This is a genomic window from Hoeflea sp., assembly GCF_039975035.1.
Taxonomy (GTDB): domain Bacteria; phylum Pseudomonadota; class Alphaproteobacteria; order Rhizobiales; family Rhizobiaceae; genus Hoeflea.
Map to the genome: position 1 here is coordinate 20311 of NZ_JBDWHW010000146.1, position 13411 is coordinate 33721.

General features: G+C 59.1%; 11 protein-coding genes and 1 tRNA gene. 5 read left to right on the forward strand and 7 right to left on the reverse strand.

The features are described from left to right. Positions 1-7: 7 nt before the first annotated feature. Positions 8-2500 (reverse strand): response regulator, encoded by a 2493-nt coding sequence (locus ABJN75_RS12805; protein ID WP_348439984.1) that lies wholly within the window; start codon positions 2498-2500, stop codon positions 8-10. A 172-nt stretch (positions 2501-2672) separates the two neighbouring features. Continuing rightward, positions 2673-3590, reverse strand: a complete 918-nt coding sequence (locus ABJN75_RS12810) for a farnesyl diphosphate synthase (protein WP_348439985.1) — start codon at positions 3588-3590, stop codon at positions 2673-2675. Between the two features lie 276 nt (positions 3591-3866). On the opposite strand from ABJN75_RS12810, the gene ABJN75_RS12815 reads away from it, so the two are divergent. The 3 genes from ABJN75_RS12815 to rpmF all read left to right on the forward strand — a co-directional run bounded on the left by ABJN75_RS12815 (position 3867) and on the right by rpmF (position 5629). Next, entirely contained in the window at positions 3867-4541 is a 675-nt protein-coding gene (locus ABJN75_RS12815; RefSeq protein WP_348439993.1) for a transglycosylase domain-containing protein, read from the forward strand. Between the two features lie 74 nt (positions 4542-4615). Then, positions 4616-5263 carry a glutathione S-transferase family protein gene (locus ABJN75_RS12820; protein WP_348439986.1) on the forward strand — a complete coding sequence of 216 codons (648 nt, stop codon included), beginning with the start codon at positions 4616-4618 and terminating at the stop codon, positions 5261-5263. A 180-nt stretch (positions 5264-5443) separates the two neighbouring features. Next, positions 5444-5629 carry a 50S ribosomal protein L32 gene (gene rpmF / locus ABJN75_RS12825; RefSeq protein ID WP_348439987.1) on the forward strand — a complete coding sequence of 62 codons (186 nt, stop codon included), beginning with the start codon at positions 5444-5446 and terminating at the stop codon, positions 5627-5629. Between the two features lie 296 nt (positions 5630-5925). Here the strand turns inward: rpmF and ABJN75_RS12830 are convergent, their stop codons facing one another. Together ABJN75_RS12830 and ABJN75_RS12835 are read right to left on the reverse strand one after the other, a co-directional pair. Continuing rightward, positions 5926-6135, reverse strand: coding sequence for a cold-shock protein (locus ABJN75_RS12830; protein WP_035525378.1), 210 nt, complete (start codon positions 6133-6135; stop codon positions 5926-5928). Positions 6136-6519: 384 nt separating this feature from the next. After that, on the reverse strand, positions 6520-7542 hold the full coding sequence (locus tag ABJN75_RS12835; RefSeq protein WP_348439988.1) for a fatty acid desaturase: 1023 nt from the start codon (positions 7540-7542) through the stop codon (positions 6520-6522). Positions 7543-7770: 228 nt separating this feature from the next. Here ABJN75_RS12835 and ABJN75_RS12840 point away from each other — a divergent pair, with 228 nt between their 5' ends. After that, positions 7771-8985: an MFS transporter gene (locus tag ABJN75_RS12840; protein WP_348439989.1), complete on the forward strand. Its 1215-nt coding sequence runs from the start codon at positions 7771-7773 to the stop codon at positions 8983-8985. A 93-nt stretch (positions 8986-9078) separates the two neighbouring features. On the opposite strand, the gene otnI is transcribed toward ABJN75_RS12840, so the two are convergent. After that, positions 9079-9855 (reverse strand): 2-oxo-tetronate isomerase, encoded by a 777-nt coding sequence (otnI, locus tag ABJN75_RS12845; RefSeq protein ID WP_348439990.1) that lies wholly within the window; start codon positions 9853-9855, stop codon positions 9079-9081. Positions 9856-9877: 22 nt separating this feature from the next. Continuing rightward, a complete protein-coding gene (locus ABJN75_RS12850; RefSeq protein ID WP_348439991.1) occupies positions 9878-12172 on the reverse strand; it encodes an arginine/lysine/ornithine decarboxylase in 2295 nt (764 codons plus the stop codon). Here ABJN75_RS12850 and ABJN75_RS12855 point away from each other — a divergent pair. Next, positions 12144-12794, forward strand: a complete 651-nt coding sequence (locus ABJN75_RS12855) for an undecaprenyl-diphosphatase (protein ID WP_348439992.1) — start codon at positions 12144-12146, stop codon at positions 12792-12794. The two genes, ABJN75_RS12850 and ABJN75_RS12855, sit on opposite strands and share 29 nt — an antisense overlap. Before the next feature lie 280 nt (positions 12795-13074). Here ABJN75_RS12855 and ABJN75_RS12860 read toward each other — a convergent pair. Continuing rightward, positions 13075-13164: transfer RNA gene (locus tag ABJN75_RS12860), tRNA-Ser, on the reverse strand. Between the last annotated feature and the right edge of the window lie 247 nt (positions 13165-13411).

The following is a 13411-nucleotide window of genomic DNA, read 5'->3' on the forward strand; positions in this document are numbered from 1 at the left end:
CCTGGTCTCAAGCCAGCTGGCGTTCACGTTTTTGTGCGGTCCCGGGCAGCCAGCGGTCAATCATCGCGCCGAGTTTTTCGGGCGAGATCGGCTTGGACAGATAATCATCCATTCCGGCAGCAAGGCAGCGGTCTTCGTCACCTTTGAGAGAATGGGCAGTCACAGCAACAATCGGCGTTGGTGAAAGGCCGTCGCGAGCTTCTATGGCGCGAATCTCTGCGGTCGCCTCCAGTCCATTGAGCTCGGGCATCGACACATCCATCAGGACCAGTGTCGGCCGCAACTCCGCCCACATGCGGACAGCCTCGCGTCCATTGACGGCGAGCCTGTGCACATATCCCAGTCCATCCAGCGTTTGCTGGAAAACGATCTGGTTGATCTGGTTGTCTTCGGCCACCAGCACCAGAGGCTCGCTCCGGTCTGCCGGATCCAGCGCTGTCTCGTCATCGACCTGACCTGAGGCCATGATCGGAGAAACCGTGCTTACCTCGGTCTGGGGGGACGAGGGCGCCTGCTGTGCAACGGTCCTGGCCGCCGCCGTATGAGGCTGATTGAGTGCCGACTGCACGGTCTTGCGCAATTGCGCGGTGCGAACCGGTTTTGTCAGTTGGGCAAATATATCGAGGTTATTGAGCGCCTGAAGCTGATCCGCCTGGTCAACGGAGGAAAGGATCAAAATAGGTGTATCGGAAATCAGCGGGTCGGAGCGGACCACACGGGCCACTTCAGCGCCGGACATTCCCGGCATCTGGAAATCGAGAACCAGGAGATCGATGCCGATGCCAAGGTTTGAGCGGGCATGCCGCAACAGGTCAAGACCGATCGCTCCGCCTTCGACCGCAACACAGTCAAATCCCCAATCCCGGATCTGTTCGGTCAGGATCATGCGATTGATAGCGTTGTCGTCAATCACAAGAACCCGACGTCCGGGCAGATTGCTCGACGGTGCCGCCGCCTCGGCCGGTTCACCGTACACCTCCATCTCGATGGTGAAACTGAAAGTCGAGCCGACACCGATCTCGCTTTCAACCTCGATCCTGCCGCCCATGAGCTCCACCAGCCGGGTGGCGATGGCCAGGCCAAGGCCGGTGCCTTCATGTTTCCGGGTAGAAGAGCCATCCACCTGGCTGAACTTGTCAAAAATCGTATCCAGTTTTTCTTGCGGGATTCCGATGCCCGTATCGCGAACCGCGACCGAGATCGCCAACCGCTCGATCTGATCGTCACTGACGACCTTGCTCCAGTTGATCTCGACCATGACATGGCCTTGCTCGGTGAATTTGACCGCATTGCCGACGAGGTTGGTCAGAATCTGCCTCATCCGTCCCGGATCTCCGATCAGCCTTTCGGGCAATCCCGGGGCGATGCGAACGACAAGTTCAATGTCCTTCTCAATGACACGCGATGACATCAGCGTCGCCACATCCTCGGTGGTATCGACCAGATTGAACGGCTTCGGGTTCAGCGCCAGCTGTCCGGCGTCGATTTTCGAAAAATCGAGGATGTCATTGATGATTTCCAGAAGCGCGTTGCCCGACTTGAGGATCACATCTGTGAAGGTGCGCTGCCGTGTATCGAGGTCGGTCCGGGTCAGAAGTTCTGCCATTCCCAGAACGCCGTTCATCGGCGTGCGGATTTCATGGCTCATGGTGGCCAGGAATTCGGATTTCGCCCGGTCTCCCAATTGCGCCTTGGTCAGTGCCAGGTCGATCTCGTGAGTCTTGTCCTGAAGCCGCTTGATCATCTGCCGGATGATGATGTCGATCGGCACGAAAACACCGAGACCAAGCACCAGCAGAATTCCCATGGTCGCCAGGAGATAGCGCTGCAGCAAAGCACCTTGAACCAGGGAGAGCTTGGCCAGGTACTCACGGAATTGCTCATGCACATACAGGTTCGAGGGCTGGATGACTTCCTGGAAAAGCGCATCGATCTCACGGCCGGCCCAGTAAAGATCCTTTTTGGTCCGCACATTATCCAGGCGCACGGCGTCAAGCATCTGCATATGGTGCAGGAACGGATCCGCATTGGTCATGTAGCGTGATTTCGACTGGATGGAGCGGATCAGGTCAGCCGGGGCGGCCTCCCACGCTTCCCTGAGATGCGAAATCTTCCATCGGGTTCGCTCGAAGCGGAACCGCAAACTCGATAACGCGGATATCAGGTCCTGATCCACAGGCATCGCATCGCGGATTTTCCGCTTGTCCGCCAGCGTCGCATTGGCAAGTCGGGGATCAACAAAGGCCTGGTATTCGATATAGGTCTGGGCCAGGCGATTGCTGCGCTCGGCAATGGCACGCATGGAATGGTCAACATCGGCGAAGCGCCTGGACAGATCACCAATCTGCTGGATGGATCTGTTACGTTCACTCTGTTCCACGAAGAAGAACGCGCACATGATGGCAATCGCCATCAGCGAGACGATATAGCCAATACGAAGTGAAACGATTGATCTGCGCGCAACCGCGGTTTCAGCCTGATCTTTGCGTATATCGGTCATGAGTGTGGCAACACCTGTTTTTCAGGATAATGCCGCGAGTTGGTTAATAAACACGTATAAAAACGCCAAACCGAACCGCAAGAGCATCAAAATTGGACACGCGGCACTGTCACGCGTGGAAATGATGCACGGACGTTATCGCGCAATTGGGGTCAATTGAGCGCGACGTGCATCAACGATCACGGCTTGCAATGAAACCGGCGGCCTCGGTCAGCGTGGCGGCTCGCGCGCCAAACGGTTCAAGCATCAGCGCCGCTTCCTCGACCAGCCCGTCGAGCCGGCACCGCGCCGCGTCGATACCATGAAGCGACACCAGGGTTGCCTTGCCGCGTCCAGCGTCCTTGCCGGCGGCCTTGCCCAATGTGGCGGCATCCGATGTTACGTCGAGCAGATCATCTGCCAATTGAAAGGCGAGGCCGATGATCTCGCCAAATCTTGTCATCCGCGCCAGGGCTTCAGCGTCAGCTCCGCCGGCAATGGCGCCGGCCGCGCAGGCGTAGCGCAGCAGTGCACCGGTCTTCATCGCCTGAAGCCGCACGATCCCGGCCTCGTCCGGCGTCACCCGTTCGGCATGCAGATCGAGCGCCTGCCCGCCAACCATGCCGCCAACGCCCGATGCACGGGCAAGCTGGTTGATCAGCGCCAGCTTGGCCCGGTCCGGCAATTCGGTGCCGGGTGAGGAAAGAATGTCAAATGCCAAGGTCAGAAGCGCATCCCCGGCCAGAATCGCCGTCGCCTCGTCAAAAGCGATATGAACGGTTGGCTGGCCGCGCCGCAGGTCGTCATCATCCATCGCCGGAAGATCGTCGTGAATCAGCGAATAACAATGAATGCACTCCAGCGCCGCGGCAACCCGCAGAGCCGCATCCTCGGGCCCGTCCAGCAGTCGTGCAGTCTCCAGCACCAGAAACGGGCGCAGCCGCTTGCCGCCATTGAGGACACCGTGGCGCATCGCCAGGATCAAGTGCTTCGGGCGGACGGTCTCGCCCTCAAGCGGGCTCTGCGAAAGCAGCGTCGCAAGCAGCGTGGCCACCTTGTGGGCCGCTGCGTCAAGCCGCGCGGCGAAATTGTCATTGTGAACCCGGTTCATGCCGGTTTCTTGCCATGTCGCGCCGCGCCCGGCAACGGTTTGTTTGCATCTGCCCCGATCCCTGCCCGCTGACCGGTCTCGCACAGTGCCCGGCGCGATCGCCCCGGCATTGTCTGCGCCCGCAGGACTGGCAATACGCGCACAAGCTCGTTAAGGACATGCTAAGGGCTGCCGCAGGTAGCGTCTTCTATCCAGGGAAGTCAGGTGGCGAAAAACAATAGCAGCAAGCCCCCAAGGTCAGGGCAGACATCGGGTCGTCCATCCCGCGGCCGGTTTTTGCGGCGGGTGCTGTCATGGGCTCTGGCCCTCGTGGTTCTGGTGGTAGGTCTGCCTTACCTGCTGATCCCGCTGTACGCGCTGCCGCAAATCAGGCCGGTGTCCACACTGATGCTCGGCGAATTGATGTCGGGCCGGGCTTATGAGCGCCAGTGGGTCGGGTTCCAGGCCATCGCTCCGGTGCTGGTGCAATCGGTGATGATGTCTGAGGACGGCCAGTACTGCAGCCACTCCGGCATCGACTGGCAGGCGCTCAATTTGGTGATCGACGACGCGCTTGATGGCGAAGCCACCAGGGGCGCCAGCACAATTCCGATGCAGACTGCAAAAAACCTGTTTCTGCCGTCCACCCGATCGGTTTTGCGCAAGGCGCTGGAGATCCCGCTGGCGATGTGGATGGATCTGGCATGGTCAAAACGCCGGCTGATGGAAATCTATCTCAATGTCGCCGAATGGGCGCCGGGGATCTATGGCGTCGAAGCTGCGGCTCAGGCCTATTTCGGGGTACCCGCCGCCAAGCTCTCGGCGCGCCAGTCCGCCCTTCTCGCCGTCACCCTGCCCAACCCGATCAAGCGCAACGCAGCCAACCCGTCGCGCGGCATGCAGAAGCTCGCCAGGGTGATCGAGCAACGGGCGCAGCAATCCGGCGCTTACATCAAATGCCTTTATGACTGACTTCAAGTAAATTGGCTTTTCCTGCGGTCCGCCGCATGCGACCACTTGATCTCAGATCAGCAAGAGGAGCGCTTATGGCCGACCCTGTTCTCTACATCGGCAACAAGAATTATTCGTCCTGGTCGTTCCGACCCTGGATCGGCATGCGTGCGGCAGGTATTCCGTTCGAGGAAAGGCTGATCCCCTTCGACATGGCCGGCGGCAATCCTGCCTTCAAGGCGTTCTCTCCCACCGGCAAGGTCCCGGTGCTTGTCGATGAGGGCGCAACCATCTGGGAATCTCTGGCGATCCTTGATCACGTCGCGCGCAAGCATCCTGACTCGGGCCTGTGGCCGGACGATCCGGTGCTGCGCAGCAGGGCGATGGCGATGAGCTCGGAAATGGTGTCGTCATTTCATGCGCTACGATCTGCCTGTCCGATGAACATGCGGCGAAAGCGCATGCCAATCGCTCAGACACCAGCCCTTCTCGCCGACGTGGCCCGCATTCAGGTCCTGTGGAGAGAGAGTCTCGACCAAAACAGCGGACCGTTCCTGCTTGGCGGGTTTTCGATAGCCGACGCCATGTACGCCCCAATCGTCAATCGCCTTGACGTCTATGCGTTCAATATCCATCAGGATGTGAGCGATTACATGGCCCGGATGAAGGCCCTGCCGGCATGGGGTGAATGGGTGACGGCGGCGCGCGCCGAACCATGGATCGTCGAGGAAGAAGAAGCCTGACGGGTTTGTGGACTGCGGTTGCGCCGTACGGAGTACCCGCCGTCAAAAAAAAACCGGCAAACGCTGGTCAAACCCCCAAATGCCATGTATAAGCCCGGCAAATTTCCGAAATCGGCATGTGTCAGTTTCGGCCCCCGGGTCGGTCTTTGATCATGTCTATGTGTTGAACTGGAGTTCGTCATGGCTGTTCCGAAGCGTAAAACCACCCCGTCCAAGCGCGGCATGCGCCGCTCCGCCGACGCCCTCAAGGCCCCGACCTATGTCGAGGACAAGAATTCCGGCGAACTGCGTCGCCCGCACCACATCGACCTGAAAACAGGCATGTACCGCGGTCGCCAGGTTCTGACGCCGAAAGAAATCGCATAAGCTTTTTCAAAGCTTGTTATGGCTTGAGAGCCGGTCCATTGCGGGCCGGCTTTTTGCTATCCAGCGCGACCGCGCCACGCATCCCACCGGAGGTGCAAAAGGCGTTGTAAGACTTTGAAACAATGCATGTGCGGTTAACGTACAAGCATTCGGGCACGCGAGCGCCCTCCGAGTTCACCAAAACGCCGGTGCGCTTCAAGATCAACCGCAACAACGAAAGCGCCCGGGAACCTGAGTTCCCGGGCGCAATCAAATCACAGCGACCAGCTTAGCCAGCCAACCGCAGGTTCAACTTTTCAGTCAGCCTGGATGGTCGAAACGGCAGTCTTGCCGGTGCGACGGTCTTCAGCGGTGTCGAAAGACACCTTCTGGCCTTCGGCCAGACCGCGCATGCCAGCGCGTTCAAGAGCAGTCGCGTGTACGAACACGTCCTTGCTGCCGTCGTCAGGTGCGATGAAGCCGAAGCCCTTTTGGTCGTTGTAGAATTTGACAGTACCGGTTTTCATGGGGGGAGTCCTTTATGTCCATGAATGCATTTTCCGGCGCAAGCGCTCTTTAAAGCGCTCGGCGCAGGCGTTCGTCATCGAATTTAAGTGAAGTGTTGAGCCTGTCTCCGCCTCTGGCGGTGAGCGACCAAGTCGTCCGGTCAAAAATCGATAAGGTGAGCTTTACACTGTTTTTTGCATCAACACAAGCAAAAGCGAATCGCGGCGAATGCGCAACCGCGCGGGCGGGTCCGTCAAGCAGACGCAACCGGTCCCGGCCACGACGCCGTGCATCCGACGGATAGGCAAGGCACGTCGCCTCGCTTCAAATTGAAGCAGGTACGGTGTCGTTCAAACAAGCAACTTGGACGACACCGTCCCAGGAGAAGATCGCAACAGACCCGGTCAGGCCGAGGCGGCCACTGTTGCGGTCCGGCCACGAAGCGAACGGAACGGCACCAGCCGCCGGCGGTCTTCGTCCCACAAGGCAAGCGGAACGCACCGGAAGCTTTCCCACAATGTCAGCCGGCCGATCTGGGCAAGTTCCGGGAAATCCTTGAGAACCTGCGGCAGCCGGTAGAACGGAATCCGGCTTGAAAGATGGTGCACATGGTGAATGCCGATATTGCCGGTCACCCACATCAGCGGCCGGGGCAGGTCGTAAAACGAGCTGCCGTGCAGGGCAGAGAATTCGCGTTCCCACTCCGGAGCGTGGTCCCAATGGGTCGGATTGAACTGATGCTGGACATAGAACATCCAGACGCCCACCGAAGCACCAATCAGCATGATAGGCAGGTGGATGATCAGGAAAGCCTTGAAGCCAACCAGCATGCCCAGCGCGACCCACATCGCGGCGATCGCAAGATTTGTCGCCATCACGCTGGCCCAGGACATCACCCCGTCCTTCAAGGCCGCAACCGGCAACCGGTGCTGCAGCATGAAGATGAAAGCGGGTCCAATACCGAACATCACCACCGGATGACGGTAGAGCCGGTACTTGAGCTTTCCGATCCGCGACAATGCGAGATATTCCTTGACTGTCAGCGTATCGATGTCGCCAACGCCGCGCCGGTCGAGATTTCCCGATCCGGCATGATGAATCGCATGCGAGCGGCGCCAGTAGTCGTAGGGCGTCAGTGTCAGCACGCCAAGCGCACGACCCACCCGGTCATTCCATTTAGCCGTCGTGAACATCGACTGATGACCGCAATCGTGCTGGATGATGAACAGCCGCACCATCATCAGCGCGGCCGGGATGGACAGCAACAGCGTGAGAATGACACTATAGGAAAGCGCAAACCACATCATGACCCAGAAGGAAACCAGAAGCCCGAACGTCAAGACTGTTTCAAACGCGCTTCGTCCGTCGCTGGGCAGCCTGTAAGGTTGCAAACGCCGCACCCATTCTCGCGCTGATCCTGTCACCATCCTTAGTTCTCCCGATCTTTGTTATTGTTTGGCGGGCCCGATGACCCTGCCTTTTGCATATGGATGCGCGGACTTAGCACGTTGATGTCCAAGGCGGGATATTTTTCTGTCCCAGATCAACATTTCACGATGTGTCACATCGTCACTGCAATTTTGCCTGCACCGCCGATTTACTCCGATCACAAGTGTCTGTAGAAAGTTATTCAATCGTTTTAACGCGGAACCATAATGTTCGCCCCCATTGTTGCAACGCGCCCCTTTCTGACGCCTCAACGCCTGGCCGTCTCGCTGATGTTTCTCGCCAACGGCTTCCTTGTCGGAAGCTGGGCGCCGAAGATTCCCGAATTCGCCATGAGACTCGATCTCGATGAAAGCGACCTGGGCCTGATGATCATGTGCTTCGGCATCGGGTCGCTGTGCGCCATGCCCCTGGTCGGCGCGGTGATTTCCAAAAGCGGATCGCGCACTCCGGTGCTCGCTCTCGCGACGCTGACCATCGCCTGCCTGCCACTGGTCACGATCGCGCCATCGGTCTGGACAGCGGCAGTTGCCCTGTTCTTCTTTGGAGCGATCATCGGCGGCATGGATGTCGCCATGAATGCCAACGCCGTTGAGGTGGAGAAACGCCACGACCGGGCAATCATGTCCTCTTGTCACGGATTCTGGAGCCTTGGCGGAGTGGCGGGCGCAGCGCTTGGCGGATTGCTGATCGCCCTGTTCGGCGTCCATGTTCACGCACTAGCAGCATCGGTGTTGGCAGCGCTCGCCGTCGCGGTAGCATGGCCTCGCCTGCTCTCCGATCCGCCGCATGTGCACCCGGTGGATACATCTCTGGACCCATCTTCTGCTCCTCGTCGGCCCGGACTCCTGAGCGTCGGCGCCACGGTCTGGCTGACCGGCATTATCTGCCTGATCATGATGACGCCTGAAGGCGCCATTCTGGATTGGGGTGCGCTCTATCTGCGCCAGGAACTGGGTGCCAGCCCGGCGCTGTCGGGACTGGCCTTCGGCGCCTTTTCGGCGGCCATGGCGCTGATGCGGTTTCTCGGCGACCTGGTGCGCGACCGCTTCGGCGCGGTCAGGACGTTCCGGATTTCCGCAATTCTGGCGATGATTGGCCTTGGCGCCGCTGGCCTGGCCCCATCGGCGGAATGGGCCGTCGCCGGCTTTGCGATTGCTGGCCTAGGACTCGCCAACACCGTTCCCATCGCTTTCTCCGCGGCCGGCAACCTTCCCGGCCTGCCACAGGGGCTGGCGATTTCGATCGTCACCTTCATGGGATATTCCGGCATTCTGTTCGCGCCATCGGTGATCGGCTTCATCGCAGAACACACCGGGTTCGCGCTGATCTACCTGATGCTTCCGGTTTTTGTTGCGGTTCCGCTGGTGTTTTCCGGGATGATGCGCCATGCCGACAGACAAGAGGCTCGCAACCACGCCTGACCGGGGGATCGTCTGACCCGCGTCAGATCTATGGTCGTGCATGTCGTTGTGGCAAAACCGCTGCACATCTTTGTGCAGCATGCATGAGCCCGCTCAGACAGCCTTTACCCTGTCCATCCAGGCCAGTCCGTCAAGCGTCGCGCCTCTGGGCCGATACTCGCATCCGACAAAACCCTGATAGCCCAGTCCATCCAGCACCTCGAGGATCCTGAAATCATCAAGCTCCCCCGACCCCGGCTCCTGCCGGTCAGGCACTGACGCGATCTGGACATGTCCGATCAGCGGAAGCAATTGTTCAAGTCCGCGTATCACGTCGCCGCGCATGATCTGCCGGTGATAGATGTCAAATTGCAGCTTGATGTTCGGGTGGCCGAGATCATCAATCAGTCCGACCGCCCGGTCGAAATCATTGAGAAAATAGCCTGGCATGTCACGATTGTTGATCGGCTCGATCAGCACGCAGACTTGCTGCTTCGCAGCAGCGTCGGCGGCGAACGCCAGCGAACCCCGGTAAGCGGCGCGACACCGCGCACTGGCCGGGTCTGCAATCCCTGCCATCACATGCAGGCGGCTCGCCCCGATGACTGCTGCATAATCGAGCGCGGTACGCACCGATTGGCGGAATTCGACCTTCCGTCCCGGCAAGGCTGCCAGCCCGCGCTCGCCCTTGGCCCAATCGCCAGGCGGCAGATTGAACAACGCTTGCTCCACTCCGACGGCAATCCGCCGCGCGGCAATGTCATCAGCCGGAAAATCATAGGGAAAAAGAAATTCGACAGCATCGAAGCCTGCGGCGGCGGCGGCATCGAAGCGATCCGGAAACGCATGCTCGGTGAACATCATCGACAGGTTGGCGGCAAAGCGCGGCATGAGCGATCTCCCTTGTCCCGGATCAGCCGGCGACACAATCGGCAAAATGGCGGACCACGCCATCGCTGCCAATCTTCTGCACCAGCCCATGGATATCGGTCTCAAATCCGGGACATTCGCGCGCGAACTCGCGGTTGAACTTCAGATACTCCACGATCTTCCTGTTGAACACCTCACCCGGAATGAGCAGCGGAATGCCGGGCGGATAGGGCGTCACCAGGCTTGTGGTGATGCGGCCTTCGAGGTCGTCGATGGGCACGCGCTGCGTTGTCCGGTGGGCAATATGGGCGAATGCGTCGCTGGGTTTCATCGCTGGCCGGTGGTCGCTCAGATACATGTCGGTCGACAGGATCGCCACGTCATATTTGGCGTAGAGCGCGTGCACATGCTGGCACAGATCGCGCAGACCCATCTTCTCGTAACGCGGCTGCTTGGCGCAAAACTCCGGCATGACGCGCCACATCGGCTGGTTCTGGTCATAGTCGTCCTTGAACTGCTGCAACTCGGTCAACAGCGAGTTCCACCGGCCCTTGGTGATGCCGATGGTGAACATGATGAAGAAGCTGTAGAGGCCGGTTTTTTCCACCACCACGCCATGCTCGGCCAGGTACTTGGTCACGATCGAGGCCGGAATGCCGGTCTCCTCGAAGCGCCCGTCCAGATTAAGGCCCGGCGTGATCAGCGTCGCCTTGATCGGATCAAGCATGTTGAATCCAGGCGCCATGTCGCCAAAGCCGTGCCACGAATCCTCGCCGTCCGACTGGTGCACCCCATCGGCGTCGGTGCGTTTGAGCACCCAGTCCTTGGTTCGGCCGATGCCTTCTTCCGCCAGTTCGATCGGCGGTCCCCAGACCTGGAACCACCAGTCATCCTCGCCAAACTCGTCGTCGACCTTGCGCATGGCGCGGCGGAAATCGAGCGCCTCTGCAATGCTTTCTTCCACCAGCGCTGTGCCACCCGGCGGTTCCATCATGGCGGCTGCCACATCGCAGCTGGCAATAATGGAGTATTGCGGACTGGTGGAGGTGTGCATCAGATAGGCCTCATTGAAGAGGTGGCTATCAAGCTTGGTGTCCTGGCTGTCCTGCACCAACACGTGGCTGGCCTGGCTGATACCCGCCAGCAGCTTGTGAATCGATTGCGTCGCATAAGTGACCGAATGCATCGGCCGGGCACGCTTGCGGCCCATCGAGTGGTAACTGCCATAAAACGGGTGAAATGCCGCGTGCGGCAGCCAGGCTTCGTCAAAATGGAGGTTTTCCACGTAACCGTCGAGCAGATCCTTGATGGTCTCGGTGTTGTAGAGAACTCCGTCATAAGTCGATTGTGTCAGCGTCATGATCCGCGGCTTGACGGTGTCGGCGTCAACGCCTTCAAGCAGCGGGTTGGCGCGGATCTTGGCCTTGATCGAGTCGATCGCGAACTCGCTCTGCGGGATCGGGCCGATGATGCCGTAGTGGTTGCGCGTTGGCTTGAGAAACACCGGAATGGCGCCGGTCATGATGATCGAGTGCAGGATCGATTTATGGCAATTGCGATCCACCACCACCACATCGCCGGGCGCCACGGTGTGGTGCCAGACCATCTTGTTCGAGGTCGAGGTGCCGTTGGTGACAAAGAAGCAATGGTCGGCATTGAAGATCCGCGCCGCGTTGCGCTCCGACGCACCGATGGCGCCGTTATGGTCAAGCAACTGGCCCAATTCCTCCACCGAATTGCAGACATCGGCGCGCAGCATGTTTTCACCGTAGAACTGATGGTACATCTGGCCAATCGGGCTTTTGAGAAACGCCACCCCGCCCGAATGGCCGGGACAGTGCCACGAGTAGGACCCGTCCTCGGCATAATTGAGCAACGCCTTGAAGAATGGCGGCTTGATGCCTTCGAGATAGCTCTTGGCCTCGCGGATGATATGGCGCGCGACAAATTCCGGCGTGTCCTCGAACATGTGGATGAAACCGTGCAGTTCGCGCAGAATGTCGTTGGGCAGGTGGCGGCTGGTCTTGGTTTCGCCATAGATGTAGATCGGCACATCGGCGTTCTTCCAGCGCACTTCCTCGATGAAATTGCGAAGATTGACGACCGCAGGATCAACATCCGGGCCGGAGCTGAACTCCTCGTCGTCGATGGAAAGGACAAACGCACTGGCGCGCGATTGCTGCTGGGCGAATTGCGACAGGTCGCCATACCCCGTCACTCCCAGTACTTCGAACCCTTCGCTTTCAATGGCCTGCGCCATGGCGCGAATGCCCAGACCCGACGAGTTTTCAGAACGGAAATCTTCATCGATGATAACGATGGGGAAGCGGAATTTCATATCGGTTTCCTGGCGGGAGACAAAAGGGACTGCATGGGAAGACATAACCGCGCAACGTGGCGCGGGGCTGGTTGCCATCAGCTGTGCGGTCATCGAATTTGCAGGTCTCAGCGCCAATTATGCGATTTATCTGATCCCCGTCACGCTGGTCTGGCTCTGGTTGCGCGGAAGTGATCAGGAACGTGGCGGGCTTGTGATGGCCGTAGTGGTGTCGGAGCTGGGACTTCTGATCAACCAGTTGATTCCCTTGTGGTGGTTTCATCCGCGACCCTTCCTGGTTCCTGTCGGCAAGACTTTCGTCGAGCACGCCGCAGACAGTTCGTTTCCGAGCGACCACCTGACATTCATTCTCGGAATTGCGTTTGCTCTTGCATATTGGAATCGCCAGCATCGCGCCGCGCTCGTGATCGGCGCCATCGGAATGCTCGTGGCTTGGGCGCGAATTTTCATCGGCGTCCATTTTCCGTTCGACATGATCGGATCGGCAGTGACTGCAGCAATAGCCCTGATCATCCTGATCCCTGCAAACAAGGCCATCCAGAGCATTCTCGTCGGACGGGTGGCAATCCCTGTTTACCGGGCTCTTTTTGCGCCAGCCATCAACCGCGGCTGGTGTCGTTAGCGATTGTTTGCCTGACCCGTGAGTCTTGCAAAGCCCGCTCGGACCGACTGGACCTGTCGCGGTTTTGTTCCGCTGCTTTGCAGCAGGGTCGGTTTTTGAGCTTGCATTTCCGTTTCGATGCGGAAAATATTTCCGCATCGAGCGACACATCGGACTGTACATGGCGCGATACATTGAGCAATTCATTCATGACTGAAAGTCCCTTTCGGGAGCGGTCGGTCAGAAATCAGCGAGAAAAATCAAGGGCTTGCGGCTAATTGGGATAGAGGGGTCCAACCAATGGCGGAGAGGGTGGGATTCGAACCCACGGTGGAGTTGCCCCCACGCCGCATTTCGAGTGCGGTACTTTCGACCACTCAGCCACCTCTCCGCGTCTTTGGTCGGCGCAGCATGACCACGCGGGCGCTTCCATAACCGGCGTGGCCCGCTTGTACAAGCGCAAAGTTTTGCCCTGATGCCTCCAGCCACGCCCAACCGCCAGGGGAATCGGGTGAAGCAATCATCTGGCGATGATGCTTGCAAGGAAATCGTCGTCCCAAGCGGCGACTTTTCGTCTGAGGCGCAGCGAGTCCTTTCCGGGGGTCATTCGGATGAGGTTGTGGGCCATGTGCTTGAGC